Genomic DNA, 14404 nt, shown 5'->3' with positions numbered 1-14404 from the left:
ATGGTGCCCGAGGCCGAAGCGCGTGATGTCCTCGTCGAGCTCCAGCGGTTACGCGCCCGGGTCCCGCTGCTCTCCGGGGCGCTGGCCGCCTCCACCGACGGTCTGGTCCTGGCCCACGACACCCCGGGCGTCGAGGCGGAGGGCGTCGCCGCCCTCACCGCCGCCGCCCTCGGCGTCTCCATCCGGATGACCGACGCCACCGGCCGGGGCGGCTTCCGTGAACTGCTGGTCCGCGGCGGCAGCGGCTACATCGCCACCTACGCCGCGGGGTCCTCGGCCGTCCTGACCCTGCTGGCCGAGGACCGCATCAACGTAGGCCGACTCCATCTGGAGGGCCGCCGCGCGGGCGCCCGTATCGGCGAACTCGTCGACGCCGCGCTGCGAGGCGCGGAGCGCCCCGCCACCGCCGCACCCCCGCGCCCCGCCACCGCGCCCGGCCGCACCCTGCCGCAACGCCCCACGTAGGCGGCCCGATCCCCCCACCCGCACCGTCACCACCACCCGGGACCCACGCCATCACGCAGAAGCCCGCACCCCGGCCCGCACAGAAGCCACCACCGAAACGGATCCGGTCACCACGACCGGCCAGGGAAAGGAAACGAGCCTCCATGGCGAACACCGAAGCGGCACTGAAGGAAGCGATGAGCTCGATCGAGGGCGCCACGGGTGTCGCCCTCGTCGACTACACGAGCGGGATGGCCCTGGGCACGCTCGGCGGCGGCAAGGACTTCAACCTGGAGGTCGCCGCCGCGGGCAACACCGACGTGGTCCGCGCCAAGCTCCGCACCATGGACCACCTGGGCATCAAGGACGAGATCGAGGACATCCTGATCACGCTGGGCACCCAGTACCACCTGATCCGGCTGCTCAGGGCCCGAGGCAACAACGGCCTGTTCCTCTACCTGGTGCTGGACGCGAGCCGGGCGAACCTGGCGATGGCCCGTCACCAGCTGAAGAAGATCGAGGCGGACCTGGAGGTCTGACCCGGGCCAGGTCCGGCCTCAGACCGGTCCGGTCCCAGGCGGGATCCGGTCCGGTCCCCACCAGGCCGGATCCGGGCCGGTCCCAGGCGGGATCCGGTCCGGTCCCCCACCAGGCCGGATCTCACCGGCGGTGACATCGCGCCCCGCCCGGCGCAAAAGGCGCTCCGGGCCGGTTCCGCGTACCGCTCCCGCGTGCCGGGGCCACGACGGCCGCAGATGAGCGACGCCTGAGAATCCGCGAAGGGGCCGGGCGCGGGGCCCTCACTCCACGAACAGACCGCGCGCCGCCGCCCGGGCGTCGAACTCCTCCAACCGGGCCTGGGCGTCGGGGAGTCCGTCGCACATCGCCTCCAGCAGCACCCGGCCGAGCAGCATCGGCGCGCAGACGGTGTCGAAGGAGAGCCCGGAGCCGATCGCCGCCGGGAGCAGCAGATCGCTGTGCTTGGCGACGGGCGCGAAGGCGGAGTCGGCGACCGTCACCACGGTCAGTCCCTGGTCCTGGGCGTACGCGAGCGCGTCCACGCTCTCCTTGGAGTGACGCGGCAGCGCGAAGCACATCAGGGCGGTGGCCCCGGCCCGGCGGGCGGAGTCGATCCGGTCGGGCAGCATGCTGCCACCCTCGTCGAGGACCCGGACGTCGGGGTGCACCTTGGCGGCGAAGTACCCGAAGCCGCGCGCCTGCGAGGAGGCGGCGCGCAGTCCCAGCACCGGCAACGGCCGGGAGGCGGCGAGCAGCCGGCCGGCCCGCTCGACGGGCGCGGGGTCGGCGAGCACGTCACAGAGGTGCTGGAGGTTCTCGATCTCGGCGCGGACGGCCTGCTGGTACTCGTTGTACGTCTCCCCCGCGTCCTCCTGCTCCGCGTCGGCGGGCGCGACCTCGCGCAGGTGCCTGCGCAGCGCCGGATAGCCGTCGAAGCCGAGGGCGACGGCGAAGCGGGTGACGGAGGGCTGGCTGACCCCGGCCAGCTCGGCCAGCTCGACGCTGGAGAGGAACGGCGCGTCGGCCGCCCGGCGGACCATGCAGTGCGCGATGCGCCGCTGGGTGGGCGTGAGCCGGTGGCCTTCGAAGAGCCGCTGCAACCGTGCGGCGGGGCCGCTCCCACTCATGCTGTCCCCTTGCTGGATCCGTCGCGCCACGACCGGCGCCGACCGTTCTATTCAGCCAGGAAGGTCGCTGTATGTCCATATGCAGGGGGTGGACCGGGGCGGTGCGGGAGCGGAACGGGGGCGGCGGGCCGGGGGGTTAACCCCCCGGAATCAGGGGGCTGGCCCCACTGCGGACGGGGGCCCGGCTCCGTACCGTGGTCGGTATGGAAGCCCGTGACCACGAGCTCAAGAAGGAGCTCGCCGCCACCCTCCAGGCACGCGGCGAGCTGGGCGCGGAGTACGAGACCGCGCTCATCGACTCGTTCCTGGAGAAGGTCGAGCAGCGGCTCGACACCACGCTCGACCGCCGGGTCCGCCGTCAGCTCGCCGAGCGGCAGATGTCCACCGCCCGGGGAGCGCACCCGGCGGAGCCGGGAAGCTTCGGGGAACGGCACGGTCTGGGGATCGTCTCGCTGATTCTGGCCATCCCGCTGTCCGCGATCGGCGTCGCGAACGCCGGGGTCGAGGGGCTGGTCGTGGCCTGGCTCGGCATCGTCGGCGTCAACGCGTTCCAGGCGGCGCGGGGCGGCGGCCTGTTCTTCCGTCGCCGGGAGGAACGCGCGCCGTCCGACTGGAGGGACTGAGCGCCGCACGAAGTATGTCGCGGGGACCGCCGCACCCCCGGTCACCCGGGGGGCGGGACGACGGCGGTCCCCGCGAGGGACGCGGTCCGGGTCAGGGCCGGTTGCCCGCGTCCGGGCGACGGTGGAGGTCCGGGAGCCGCTCCGTAGTCCGGTGTCGCCGTTCTGGGTGCCGGCGGGTTTCCCTGCCGACACCCACCAATGTGCCGCAGCCGTGTTAAGCGGGTGCTGCGCGGACGTGACGCGCTCGTACCGATTACGCGAAGGCCCGCCGCCGCCGGGCCGTCAGGCACCTGGGCCGGGGGCGCGTCCGCCCCGTCAAGCTCCGGCCGGGGCTCCGGGTCCGGCCCGTCAGGCCTCGGCCGAGCCCCCGGCGGCCGAACCCTCAGGCCTTCGCCGTGACCGCGTCCTTGGCGAGGAACGCCAGCAGGTCCTGCCTGCTCACGACGCCCTTGGGCTTGCCCTCGACGAGCACGATCGCCGCGTCGGCGCCGCCCGCGCCGCCCAGCACGGCCATCAGATCCTCGACCGGTTCGCCGGAGCCGACCTGCGGCAGCGGAGCCGACATGTGCTTCTCCAGCGGGTCGCTCAGCGAGGCGCGCTGGGTGAACAGCGCGTCCAGCAGCTGCCGCTCCACGACGGATCCGATGACCTCGGCGGCCATCACGTCCGGGTGACCGGCGCCCGGCTTCACGATCGGCATCTGGGAGACGCCGTACTCGCGGAGCACCTCGATGGCCTCGCCGACCGTCTCCTCCGGGTGCATGTGGACGAGGGAGGGCATCGGGCCCTCCTTGAAGTCCAGGACCGCACCGACGTTGGCGGAGGTGCCGGTGTTCTCCAGGAAGCCGTAGTCGGCCATCCACTCGTCTGAGTCAATCGGTAGACCTGTGTTAGCTTCCTTCCCTACTGACAAGGGGCGGCACGCTGGACGCTTCCCCACTGACAAGGGCAGGCGGCTGAGCTGCCTTCCCTACCGACAAGGTGGGACTCCATGGCAGGCAGGTCCAAGAGCTACCTGAACCCGGACCTCGTCCGGGCCTTGAGCCAGGGCAGGACATACGAGGAGTGGCTAGACGGTCGCGTGCCGGGCATGGACTACGCCCGCATCAGCGGCGACCAGTCCGTCAGGTCTGCGGTCAAGGCCAAGGGCCGCGAAGTAGGTACAGGCGTGCGCCACCAGCACGAGGACAACGAGGAGCAAGCCGAGAAGCATAACGTCGCCATTGTCAAGTATTACGAGGACAACAACATTACTGCGGCGGACCCCGATGTCTTTCGCCCCGCATTTCTCGAAATGACAAAGGCCCTACTACACAGGAAGACGGAAGAGGGCTACAGGATATGCGCCATAGTCGCAACAGAGTATCAACGCGTTTGGCGTCTCCCGGAAGACTACTTGCGATTCCGGCGAGCCGTAATCGCGGAGGATGACGGGCTTTTCATAGAACGAGAAAAGCCCTATGACATCAGAAGCACCGGGGGCCACATCGTCGGACTGGTGAACTCCGGTGTCAGTGAAGGCGAAGTATCAAACACAAAAGAGCGCATCGAGAGGAATCAGCGGAGACGCCAACAAGACGGAACGACCCCCGGAGGAAGGCGTCGGTTCGGATACTTGGGCCCGGACCCGCTGAAGGGGCGTTCCACGAATACCATCTGCGACGAGAAAGAGAAGCCCTGGGGGCGCTTCATCATTGAATCGGCGCTAGCTAGACGCGCCTGGAAGTCGATCGCCAGAGAGGTGAACGCGAATAATGTGACCGGAGCTTCTGGGAAGCGCTGGTCCGGCGAAACCATTAGGCAGTGGGCGGTGAACCCCACGAACTATGGATACCGCGCCGTTCGGGGTGTCCTGGTTCGAGACAAGGACGGGAACCTGGTAAAGGGCAAATGGGAAACCATTGGAACCCTGGAAGAATGGCAGATAATCACTGGCATCAGCATAGCCAACGGCGCTAAAACTGGAGTGCGCATAACCAATGGCGGGGGCAAGAACCCGAACCCGCCCGAGTATCGTGCCACGAAGTACATGTTCAGCGGATTCCTACAGTGCGGCAGGTTCCGCAAAACAGGGATCATCTGTCATTCCTCGATCGGGGGATCGAAACGCGAACCCACAAAAGATAACCCCAAAGGGCATCTTTACTATTGCAGCGACTTGGATTGCATGGGGGTATCACGGAACGGCACCCTCGTAGATGAACATCTGGAAGAACTCGTAATATGCGCCCTGGAGGCCCGCTATAAGCGCGCTGAACCCAAAGCGCGACCGTGGGAGGGCGAGGAACGATTGGGAGAACTGCGCACTAAAAAAGCGACCCTCTCATCCAAGTGGATGGAGGGCCGCCTAACAGACGAAGATTTCTACAGGTTGAACAGTGAGCTTACCGAACGCGTTGACGCCCTGGAAATCGACAAAGTGGAACACCAAGTGCAGCAAGCACAGGAAAACGCCTTCACGGGATGGGACCGCTCGAAATGGAAGAACATGGACTTGACACAGAAAAGGATGGCAATCAGCCGCATCATACAAGCAGTGATCATCATGCCGCTTCCGCAGGGTAGATCAAAGAGGGCCCCGTTCGACCCGAACCTACTGCGCGTGATTCCTCGCAGGTGAGGACTCTTCGCGGCTAGGCGCTAGACCAAGAATCCTCCGCAACTCGATATCGTTCTCCGGTGAAATAGGGGGGAGCTTCAACAGCTCCCCCCTTACCCATTCCTCCACAGTCACGCGACACCAGCCCCCGCCCGGGGCTTCGTCGCCCACTTCAGAACCTTGGCCTCCGTGCCGGTCTCGTTCGCCCAGACCACCCGGAAGACGCGTGCCTCTCGGAGCCGTTGCAGGCACCGGTACCCGGGCGCTCGGGTGACGTACACCGTGCCGCCGTCCAGGTCCGCCCTACGGGCCCGGATCACCAGGCGCTCAGTGGCCTGGAGAGCCGTGCAGTCCGCATGATCCGCCCGACCATGCGCCTTACTGCTGTCGAGCCGCCCACGGGGGCACCAGGCCTCTTCCAGACATCCGGGCTCACCCCGGGGCGGCCCGTTGTAACCCTCCGCGCAGAGGTGCCCGTGCCGGTCCAGGAGGACGGCCCCGACTTGAGATCGGGAACAGTCGGCCATCCTGGAGACCGCGACGGCTACGCCGAGGGCCCAGTCATCCGTACGTGACCGTCTGGCCCTCTGGGAGGCAGGTATGGGCACTACTTGCCGTCCATGAGCCCAAGGGCCTCACGGAGACCCGTAATGCGGGACTGGAGCTGACTCGTCGTCGCGTAGTGCCCCCGGTCAGCTCGCTCCTTCGCTCGTGCCTCCAGCTCCTCGACCCGCCCCTCAATCCGGGCTTGCAGGCCGGTGTCAGCTATGGACACTGCCACGGTGACGGCGTCCTGGGGGACGCCCGTCAGGTCGATAGTCCTGACTCCATCGAGGTCACGGAGGATCTTCGGAAACAGGCTGGAATTCATGACGGCTCTCTCTCGGGCTCTCAATGGTTCGGCCGTATCCAGGCGGTTGCTATTCGCAGTCCATAGCCGCTGCCCCCTTATTCGGTGCTGTCTTCGGCGGAAGGGCTGGAACCTTCCTCGACAACGGCATACGGGATGTCCATGACGGATGCCCAGAAGTCCGTTGCCATTTCCTGTGCAAGGCCAGCCGGCACACCGGACGCAACCGCGTCTGTATAAACGAGCCCGGTGACGCGAGCGGAGGCAACGGCATGTTTCCCCTTGCGTTCCAGCGCCTTCGCGTTCAGTTCTTCCTCGAAATCACTGAACAGGTCCTCGAACGTTGTCTCTTCTGCTGCCATAACGCTCTCCTAGTGTTTGCTGTCTTCTAGTTCCAGGACGCTTCCCCAGGACTGGAGGCCGATCTCCCCTTCTGCGGGGACGAGGAGGCCCATGAACACCATTTCCATGATTCGGGCCGCACGTTCCGTCAGCTCGGCGGCACGTTCCTCCGGGAAGGAAAATACGATCTCGTCGTGAATCGGCAAACGCATCCATTGCGTGAATCCGGCCTTGTCGAGTTCCAGGATCGCCCTTGCCATGATGTCCCTTGCACTGCTCTGGATAAAGTAGTTGAGGGCGGCATATGGCCGGGACCGGTCCACGGGAAGCCGTCGCCCGGTAGCGGTGTAGATGTATCCGGTTCGCCGGGCTTCCTTTTGAAGCTTGTCAGCAAACTTGGCTACGCCGAGGTAGGTGTTCCAAAAGGCCCATACAGCCTTCTTCGCGTCGGCTTCGGGCACCCCGTATTGCTCGGATACTGCCCGCCATCCGCCCCCGAAGCACACCGTAAAATTCGTGCCCTTACCAGCAGGGCGTTTCGGGTGTTTATCCAACCCGTCGGGCATGGGCCCGAATGCGGCAATCGCCGTAAGGTTGTGCAGATCCGCGCCTTCAAGGAAGGCCTGCAACATGATGGGGTCGTGGGAGGCCGCAGCCAGCACGCGGAGTTCCATATTGGCGTAGTCGATGCTTACGGTTACATGGCCCTCATCAGCAAGGAACATATTCCGCACATAGCCCGAGCCGGCCGGGTATGTCTGCGCCGCAATGGTGCCAGAAATCGACATCCGGGCTGTCCTCGCCCGGCAACTATGTATGCTTGCATGAACCCGGTTCTCCCAGTCCCTTCCTTCCAGGGCTTTGATGAACCAGGTCTTCCGCCACTTACCCGCACGCTTTGCCTTGATTACCGCATCAGCAGCCGGATGATCGATGGACGACAGGACATCGTCGTCAACCGAAAGGTTCCCTTTCTTGGTCTTCTTGGTGAAGCGGAACCCGAGGCTCTTGAACACCTCGATGAGCTGCGCCGTGGAATTAACGTTCTCAATACCATGGACCCGTGCTACCTGCTCCCACTGCCTTTGCTCAGACAGCAAATCCGCACAGCACCGCTCGGCGTAACTGACATCAAGCAAATAGCCGGTTCGCTCCATCTTGGCAACGACGTGGGCTAGACGGTTCTCCCATTGCATGAGCCCCGCCGCCTTTGTGCGGCCCGGGACAAGGGGATACAAGATGAAGAACAGCCGGTAGGCCAGTACCGGGTCCATTCCGGCGTAGAGCAGGAACTCGTCATCGAACAGTTCAACGGTGGACCAAATATGCTCCTTCTTCACCTTGTATCGTTTGGCTATCTCCGTCATTGAGCCCTTGACCTCGTCGGCCGCGCGGGCGTCAATGTACTTCTTTACGCATTCTTCGAGCTTTCCGCCTGCCCCGCCCTCTTTCGCTTCCCTCGGGTCAACGAGGTGGGCAAGTTTCTGCGTGCACCAGACTTTCGGGGCTAGTTCCTCCATTGGAATGCCTAGGCATTCTTCGGCAACGTGCAGGTCGAACGTTGCGTTATGCGCGATGAGGTATTTGGCGTCCCGGAGGGCTTCCGCTACAGCATCAGCGAAGACGGGGCCAAGCTCGACGGGTACGATCCAGGATTCTCTACTGTTGCCGAATTGTGCGAGTCGCAGACGGAAGGGCCCGTTGTTACGGGCCTCCCACCAGGACAATCCGGTGGTCTCTGTGTCGAACCCTAGGACCGCATTACTTTCGATGAAGTCGCGGAACTGATCGAGGTCGTCAGCAGTCTCCGCGACTCGGATATGGACTGGCTGTCCCCTGATCCGGTATCGGAGGTTCTTCATGTACTCCTAGACGCTAGCTGTGCGGTATCAGCGCCACCGGGTCCAGATGTAGTCAGCGAGGACGACGACTGTGTACCCGCAGGCTCCGCCGATCAGGGCGTGAGCCGCGTAGTTCAGTACGTCCATGGAGGCACCTCTTTCGGTGTGGCGATGAAAAGGGGTATGGGGGCCGGGGGCGGGGCCGGCTGGGCTCGGCCCCGCCCCCGGAATACCGGCTACTTGGCCTTGAACGAGCCGTCGTTCTGCCGCCAAAGGGGCTCGCACTGGCCCGACTTGTCGGGGGCCTGGCAGAACATTGCGGCCCACGCGCCCTTATCGACAAGCTTTCGGCCGTGAGGGCAGTCATCCCCGGAAGGGGTGCCTGCGGGCGCGGAGCCGCCGCCGCCCTTTGCGACGACTCGGCCGTTCTCGAACTTCTTCGGGGCCGCGTCCCCAGTCATGGGCTTGTGTGATTCACGCATCTTGACGGATGCGCTGCTGACTATGTCGATGACCCCGTTGTCTGCTAGGGCCTTGACGAGTTCGAGAACCCGCTTGGCGACTTCCTCGCCGGTCGATCCATATACGCGGGGGGTAAGCCATGCGGCATCAAAGCCGGCTGCCGCCTTGAGGGTAATGCCAATCATGAACGGATTAGGTGCAGCAACATTGCTCGGGGTGTCAACGGGCATAGGCGTACTCTCCTCTTTTGCGGTCTCGCCCCACGGGGACGGGCCGTCAAATGGGTTGGGGAAACTCAAACTGGCTCCCTTCGGTTGGGTGGAAATCAGGTGGTCTTGCGGGTGTCCCGGTTCATCTGTCGCGCTAGCGCGTCCAGTGCCCTATGTGCGGCGCGACGCTCGGTATCACTTTCCGGCGGAAGGCCTTCGATGTAGCGCCGGTGGATTAGCGCCCTTTGCCGCTGCGGCATTCGCGGAAGGGATATGGCTGTATCCAGTCGGGCGGACATCAGATTGTCGGTGACGCGGCACCCTAGAAGGTCATCGCCGCGCCCCATCATCTGTCCCAGTTCGTCATCGCTGAGAAAGAAGCTCTCGACAGCGATACGAACTTCGTCGGGCGTGTAGTAATACCGGCCATCAGTTACGTCCCGGGCGTCTCGTTCTCGGGATGCATACTGCGTTCCGGACTTCTTGAAAATGGACCAGATCATCATCTCGTCGCCGTAGTGCCGTTCAATGGCAGGGCGGTTCTCATAGGCATGCTTGAGAATTTCCTGCTTGACGTCGTCCTTCTCTACGATCGCCCAACTGGAGGAGATAGAGGAGGCTGCCCGGTCTGCGAGATTGCTGAGGTAGCCCCAGTCAAGATCAACCATGGGCCACCTTCTTGGTGAAACGGCCACCCTTTCCTCGGGCGGACTTTCCGTAGGTGACGCCCTCCACGATGAAGGAGCCGTCCCGGGCGATGTCGACGGGAACGGGGGCGACGTGGGACTTTTCGACGTAGAGGATTCCGAATCCGGATTGCCAATTGGCGACGCCCCCGGAGCCCAGATAGCTTGCCTTGGCTGGGTGCATCAGGTTGCCGACTTCGAAACCCCAGCGGACCGTTCGGTTTCCTCCCTCGTAGCCTATTCCGCCGCGCATGACTCCGAGCCTGTGTGTGTGGCCCATGACGACATTGACGGCTGCCTTCGTGGCGTGCTGGAAGGCGGTCCTTCCGGCTACCTGGGAAAGTCCCTTGATCTCGTGGCCGTGCATGAGGACGGTGTCCGGACCCACCTTGTGAAAGGGGGGCACAAGGTCAATTCCGAAACCATCGAAATCCAGGAGCTTGGAGAAGTGGAAATCGTCGGCGTACTCACCGAGAGCCGGCGACTGGCCCGCAAGGTACGTTCGGGGCCGGAGGTCGTGGTTACCTTCCAGAACTCCGAAGGGCCCGGAGTAGCGGCTTCGTAGCGGTTCCCAGAAAACACGTTTCGTGGTCTCTGAGTCCTTCTTCACCGCCTGCCGGTATTCGTGCCGGGTGCCGACACTCCACCGGCTGGGGGTGTCGTAATCGTTGAGGTCGCCAATCTGGAATGCGGCATCGGGCTGATAGTCACCGATGAAGTCGAGGACGTTCTTCAGGTACTTGGGGTGGTGGTAGGGAATCTGTGTGTCTGAGACGACAACGATCCGCTTCAAATGCCCTCCCCCACGCTGCGGGCGTAGGCCTCGCCCCAGGTCTGCCCGCTGTCCTGAACGTGTTGGACCTGGCCGAGAGCTTCAACGGTCCGGTCCGACAGGGGGAGGCCGAGGGCGGCCACGGCCTGATTGGCGTCGTGCCCCTCCAGCTCCGTGAGGCGGTCGAGAGACAGCCCGAGGCGGTTGAGCACTTGGCCGACGAGGCACCCTGGGGAGACCGGGTCACCCGTCAGGTCGTCGGTGTGGACGTAGAAGCAGGAGCTGGGATCGTCGTCAACCTGATGTTCGGGGGCTTCGTAGACCCGGTCCGGGTTCGCAGCCACAACTTCCTTGAGGGCCTTCATGACCTTCTCGTCCGTGATGGAGGCCGGGTCAACCTGCATGGCTTTCGCCGGGGCGTCAGACACTCCTTGTCTCCTCCTTGAGTCGCTGGATTTCTCGGGTGACGTACCAGAGCGCTTTTTCGAGATCCTGGATCTCTGGAGCCGACTTCTTCCGGCCGGCTCGGTAGAGGTACTTGATCGCGTTGCCCCGGTTGAAGTTGAGGGTTTCGGTGATGTCGATGACCTCTACGCCATTGGGGAGCTTGTAGTGGCCCGGCTCGTTCACAGGGTCGGGAAGGGATTCCGCCGGTCGCATCTCTGAGGACAGGAACCTGCGGAGAAGGCCGCTACTTAGACGCACTCCGTAGGGGAACGGCTCGGAAAAGTCGATGTCGGAGATCGTGCCGGTGCTTCCGGCCATTGCGTGCTTCGGGAAACGGACTGGCGCGGTTATGACCACGCGAGTGCCCTTCTTGTACGTCAGAGCTTCAACCTCTCCTTGAGTCCTCGCGTGCCCTCCGCGAGGAAGATTTGATTGCTGTCCTTGTCGTCTTTCATCCGCATGACTTTGCCGTTCGGCATCTTGGACGCCAGGTCATCCATGAAGGTTTCTCCGGCGTCGTCCTCCGCCAAGAGATAGACCGTGCCGTACCCACGGAAGGCGTGATACCAGTAATTTCGCCAGGTCCCTGTTCCAGGAACGCCCGCAGCGGGCACCCCAATCAGGTCCCATGTCATCGTGTCGAATTCGCCCTCGACAAGGACAACGAAAGGGCTCGGCCTTATGAGTTCGGCGGTGTTGAACAACCGGGGCGGATCACCGCCCAGCGTCATGTACTTCCCGCCCTTATGGTCGTGCCGCTCTTTCTTTCCCAGTTGGAAGTAATAGCGGCCTTCGGGCGACTTCACGCACGCATCTGCGACACAGCGAAATCGGACGGTGGCGACGCCATGGGCGCCACCAGCCGGGCGCATGTAGGGGATGGCCAGATAGCCCGCATATTTATCATGACCAGGTAGAGCCGAACGGACGTATCCCAGGCCGAACTTTCCCGCCACTTCTCCGAGACTCCGGGCTACTACGTAGGACTCCGCCGGACTCCCCGGGTACATCTCGTGGTAGGCCTTCGCCGCTTCCACGGAACCGCTGATGTGCAAATTCTTTGGCTTCAAGGAAGCCACAGCTCAGCTCCCTCATGACGATCGCATAGGAATCTTCTGACAGGTTGCAGACGAAGCAGGACCACCGGCCGAACTCGCAGTTGACCGATGCGCTCGGAGAAGAGTCAGCGTGGAGGGGGCAACAGAATTTCTGCCACCCTCTTCGCTCGGTGTTTACCCGCACTCCGTAGAAGAACTTGAGAGCGTCTGCAACCGATGGCTTAGGCTCGCGCTCGGTCATCTGCCTGTCTCGGCCTAGTCGGCTCGGCCTGACGGATCTCTACCGGGAACTCGTACCTCCGGAATGCGTCGAGCCATGTCTTTCTGCTCCCCCGGTATTCACGGCTGCTCGTGGAGTGACGAGCCTCGTCTCTCATTAGAAGGAGTAGAGATTCCGCGGGGCGGTCTTCGGCTTCCCCGTTTCACCGAAGCCGGCTCGGAAAGTGATTCCGCCATCCAGACGCTCATAGGCGTGGTGGACGCCGCCTTCGAGGCTGCTGTAGCCCTTCACGCCCGCATTGATGAGGGCGGTGTACATCTCTTCGGTATAGCGGCGGTAGGAACCCTCATGGCTACCGGAGACCTTCACGAAGATGGCCGTCAGAACTTCTGCGGCTTCCTTGGAAATCGTCAGCGTGACAGTCTCCTCAACGCGGGTCTTCTTGGTCAGCTCAGCCTTGATCGTCATGGTGATCCTTCGCGTTGGTGTATCGAGGTCCGAGGACTTTCCAGGCCGGATAGTCCTCTAGGTAGTCGGCAGCCCGGCGCAGTACGTCAGGGCGGTCTCTAGACCCCCGTGCTAGAAGCTGCCCGTTGCACCGGGCGCAGAGGAGGCCGCGCACGGCCTCCGTCTTGTGGCAGTGATCCACGGCCAGGTTGGTGCGCCGCTTTTCACGGCAGATGGCACAACGGCCACCCTGGTAAACGAGGAGCTGTTCGTAGTCCTCGACTGATAGCCCATAGGTGGCCTGTAGATGTGTACTTCGGGATGCTGCCTGGCGCTTCGCCTTTCGGCAGGTCGCGCAGATTCTTCCTCGTGTGGACACAAAGAAGCGCTCGGCACGATTCTTACCACACCGAGCGCATTCTCTGTATCCGGTTCTAGGTTTGGGCATTTACCCCTCTCGGCGCTCCTTGGTCTCCTGGATGAGCAAGGACCGGAGTTCCGCCATCTCTTCGACGGTGAGCCAGAGAGTGAGCATGTCGAGCGAGGTTATGAGCTTTTCGCCTCGGCAGGTTACTACTGCCGTCTTGATGCCGCCCTTTGCCGCACCGAGGATGACCTTCGACAGAGAGGAGAGACGGAGGCCTCGGGCGGCAGGGATTTCGATGATGATGGCGGCGCTTTCGAGCTGTGTCTCGTTGAAGCTGACACGGGGGAACCGCTCGGGAAGTTCCCAGCCGAATACGCGCGTCGCGGTAAAGCCGCCTCGGTGAATGCGTTCCTGCGTTGCCTGGATCATAATCCGCCCCTCACTCCTGTTGTCGTCTGTCTACGTCGTTCTCGCACTAGGCCGCGTACGCCATAAGGTCATCCCCGATCTCCTCCAATCTGAGATTGCTGCGGTTCAGTCGGTAGCTGACGAACGTCTCTCCGGACGAGTCCTCGAATCCCTCTCGGTTTTTCACCGGGGAGATATTCAAGATCCGGCTGTCCATTCCGTCAATCTCCTTGTGCAGGGTGACGACTAGGGCCGGAACTCTGGCGATCTTCCCTTTCACTCCACTCAGCGGAATGGGTTTCAGGCCGTCGGAATGCTCACCGGTCGTGTGGTGAAGTCCTAGCACATGCGCCCCGGTTTCCCGGGCCATGTCCGACAGGTATTCGCACAGGCTTTCCAGGCCGAAGCTATAGCTTTCGGCATCGCCCGCCCCGCCGGTATCGACGTTGGTAACGTTGTCTACCACGAGGAGGTGCGGAAAGCATCCGAAGATTTCCAGGTAGCACAGCAGCGTGGATTCGATCTCGTCCGGCGAGGGTCGCGCGGAAAAGTTGAACCGCACCCACCACCGGTCTCCCAAGGCCTTTTCGTAGTCACCGAAGGCGTCGTCCAGCAGTGCGTTCTTCACGGTCTTGACGTCGGTGCCCGTGATCATGGATGTGCAGCGGGCTACCTGTGTGGCTGCCGTGGAGTCTGCGGAGAAGTACAGGACGGGAATGTTGCCGTGCATCGCCAGGAAGGCCGCGAAGAGGCTTTTCCCTGTGCCGGGGCCGGCTACTGCTAGGGATAGCTCCCCGCGCCTGAAGTCAACTTCCATCCTTTGGAGTGCCGCGTAGGGCATGGGGATGGGCTCCCCTGCCGCCCCTCGAATGTGAGCTGACTGCGGTAGCGAGAACATTGCACCCTCTTTCCCCATTGACAAGTGAGAAGCGATAAAAAAGCCGGACCAGTTGACCCGGGTTAACATTTACAGCAATTTTTCC

General features: G+C 63.4%; 20 protein-coding genes and 1 pseudogene. 4 read left to right on the top strand and 17 right to left on the bottom strand.

Going from position 1 to position 14404, the window contains the following annotated elements; all coding sequences use genetic code 11:
• Together ACZ60Q_RS27445 and ACZ60Q_RS27440 are read left to right on the top strand one after the other, a co-directional pair.
• Positions 1-465: a roadblock/LC7 domain-containing protein gene (locus ACZ60Q_RS27445; protein WP_469639863.1), complete on the top strand. Its 465-nt coding sequence runs from the start codon at positions 1-3 to the stop codon at positions 463-465.
• A 143-nt stretch (positions 466-608) separates the two neighbouring features.
• Positions 609-983: a hypothetical protein gene (locus ACZ60Q_RS27440; RefSeq protein WP_469639861.1), complete on the top strand. Its 375-nt coding sequence runs from the start codon at positions 609-611 to the stop codon at positions 981-983.
• Between the two features lie 261 nt (positions 984-1244).
• On the opposite strand, the gene ACZ60Q_RS27435 is transcribed toward ACZ60Q_RS27440, so the two are convergent.
• On the bottom strand, positions 1245-2090 hold the full coding sequence (locus ACZ60Q_RS27435) for a MurR/RpiR family transcriptional regulator (RefSeq protein ID WP_469639859.1): 846 nt from the start codon (positions 2088-2090) through the stop codon (positions 1245-1247).
• A gap of 203 nt (positions 2091-2293) precedes the next feature.
• Between ACZ60Q_RS27435 and ACZ60Q_RS27430 the strand changes: the two genes are divergently transcribed.
• Positions 2294-2713, top strand: a complete 420-nt coding sequence (locus tag ACZ60Q_RS27430) for a hypothetical protein (protein WP_469639857.1) — start codon at positions 2294-2296, stop codon at positions 2711-2713.
• A gap of 382 nt (positions 2714-3095) precedes the next feature.
• Here ACZ60Q_RS27430 and ACZ60Q_RS27425 read toward each other — a convergent pair.
• Positions 3096-3590: pseudogene (locus ACZ60Q_RS27425) on the bottom strand (CBS domain-containing protein); the annotation flags it as partial.
• 114 nt (positions 3591-3704) lie between these two features.
• Here ACZ60Q_RS27425 and ACZ60Q_RS27420 point away from each other — a divergent pair.
• A complete protein-coding gene (locus ACZ60Q_RS27420; RefSeq protein ID WP_469639855.1) occupies positions 3705-5333 on the top strand; it encodes a recombinase family protein in 1629 nt (542 codons plus the stop codon).
• A gap of 110 nt (positions 5334-5443) precedes the next feature.
• Here the strand turns inward: ACZ60Q_RS27420 and ACZ60Q_RS27415 are convergent, their stop codons facing one another.
• The 15 genes from ACZ60Q_RS27415 to ACZ60Q_RS27345 form a co-directional block, all read right to left on the bottom strand.
• The gene (locus tag ACZ60Q_RS27415) at positions 5444-5920 is read right to left on the bottom strand and encodes a cytidine/deoxycytidylate deaminase family protein (protein ID WP_469639853.1); all 477 of its coding nucleotides are present in this window, start codon (positions 5918-5920) and stop codon (positions 5444-5446) included.
• On the bottom strand, positions 5920-6183 hold the full coding sequence (locus tag ACZ60Q_RS27410; RefSeq protein ID WP_469639851.1) for a hypothetical protein: 264 nt from the start codon (positions 6181-6183) through the stop codon (positions 5920-5922). The genes ACZ60Q_RS27415 and ACZ60Q_RS27410 overlap by 1 nt, the downstream gene beginning before the upstream one ends.
• 77 nt (positions 6184-6260) lie before the next feature.
• Positions 6261-6524 (bottom strand): hypothetical protein, encoded by a 264-nt coding sequence (locus ACZ60Q_RS27405; RefSeq protein WP_469639849.1) that lies wholly within the window; start codon positions 6522-6524, stop codon positions 6261-6263.
• A gap of 9 nt (positions 6525-6533) precedes the next feature.
• Entirely contained in the window at positions 6534-8366 is a 1833-nt protein-coding gene (locus tag ACZ60Q_RS27400; protein WP_469639848.1) for a DNA polymerase, read from the bottom strand.
• A gap of 215 nt (positions 8367-8581) precedes the next feature.
• Positions 8582-9037 carry a hypothetical protein gene (locus ACZ60Q_RS27395; RefSeq protein ID WP_469639846.1) on the bottom strand — a complete coding sequence of 152 codons (456 nt, stop codon included), beginning with the start codon at positions 9035-9037 and terminating at the stop codon, positions 8582-8584.
• Positions 9038-9132: 95 nt separating this feature from the next.
• Complete coding sequence (locus ACZ60Q_RS27390; protein WP_469639844.1) at positions 9133-9684, bottom strand: hypothetical protein; 552 nt, start codon at positions 9682-9684, stop codon at positions 9133-9135.
• Positions 9677-10495, bottom strand: coding sequence for a metallophosphoesterase (locus tag ACZ60Q_RS27385; RefSeq protein ID WP_469639842.1), 819 nt, complete (start codon positions 10493-10495; stop codon positions 9677-9679). The genes ACZ60Q_RS27390 and ACZ60Q_RS27385 overlap by 8 nt, the downstream gene beginning before the upstream one ends.
• Positions 10492-10902: a hypothetical protein gene (locus tag ACZ60Q_RS27380; protein WP_469639840.1), complete on the bottom strand. Its 411-nt coding sequence runs from the start codon at positions 10900-10902 to the stop codon at positions 10492-10494. Before ACZ60Q_RS27380 ends, ACZ60Q_RS27385 begins: the two co-directional genes overlap by 4 nt.
• Complete coding sequence (locus ACZ60Q_RS27375; RefSeq protein ID WP_469639839.1) at positions 10895-11239, bottom strand: DUF3310 domain-containing protein; 345 nt, start codon at positions 11237-11239, stop codon at positions 10895-10897. The genes ACZ60Q_RS27380 and ACZ60Q_RS27375 overlap by 8 nt, the downstream gene beginning before the upstream one ends.
• Positions 11240-11298: 59 nt before the next feature.
• Positions 11299-11931, bottom strand: coding sequence for a topoisomerase (locus tag ACZ60Q_RS27370; protein WP_469639995.1), 633 nt, complete (start codon positions 11929-11931; stop codon positions 11299-11301).
• Positions 11825-12220 carry a CHC2 zinc finger domain-containing protein gene (locus ACZ60Q_RS27365; protein ID WP_469639837.1) on the bottom strand — a complete coding sequence of 132 codons (396 nt, stop codon included), beginning with the start codon at positions 12218-12220 and terminating at the stop codon, positions 11825-11827. The genes ACZ60Q_RS27370 and ACZ60Q_RS27365 overlap by 107 nt, the downstream gene beginning before the upstream one ends.
• Before the next feature lie 135 nt (positions 12221-12355).
• On the bottom strand, positions 12356-12667 hold the full coding sequence (locus tag ACZ60Q_RS27360; protein WP_469639835.1) for a hypothetical protein: 312 nt from the start codon (positions 12665-12667) through the stop codon (positions 12356-12358).
• Positions 12651-13094, bottom strand: coding sequence for an endonuclease VII domain-containing protein (locus tag ACZ60Q_RS27355; protein WP_469639833.1), 444 nt, complete (start codon positions 13092-13094; stop codon positions 12651-12653). Before ACZ60Q_RS27355 ends, ACZ60Q_RS27360 begins: the two co-directional genes overlap by 17 nt.
• The gene (locus ACZ60Q_RS27350) at positions 13095-13442 is read right to left on the bottom strand and encodes a hypothetical protein (RefSeq protein WP_469639832.1); all 348 of its coding nucleotides are present in this window, start codon (positions 13440-13442) and stop codon (positions 13095-13097) included.
• A gap of 46 nt (positions 13443-13488) precedes the next feature.
• The gene (locus ACZ60Q_RS27345; RefSeq protein ID WP_469639830.1) at positions 13489-14262 is read right to left on the bottom strand and encodes an AAA family ATPase; all 774 of its coding nucleotides are present in this window, start codon (positions 14260-14262) and stop codon (positions 13489-13491) included.
• Between the last annotated feature and the right edge of the window lie 142 nt (positions 14263-14404).

Source organism: Streptomyces sp. NPDC104313 (assembly GCF_055583985.1).
Note: the sequence above shows the minus strand (reverse complement) of the source record. Positions and strands in the feature narration are given on the sequence as shown.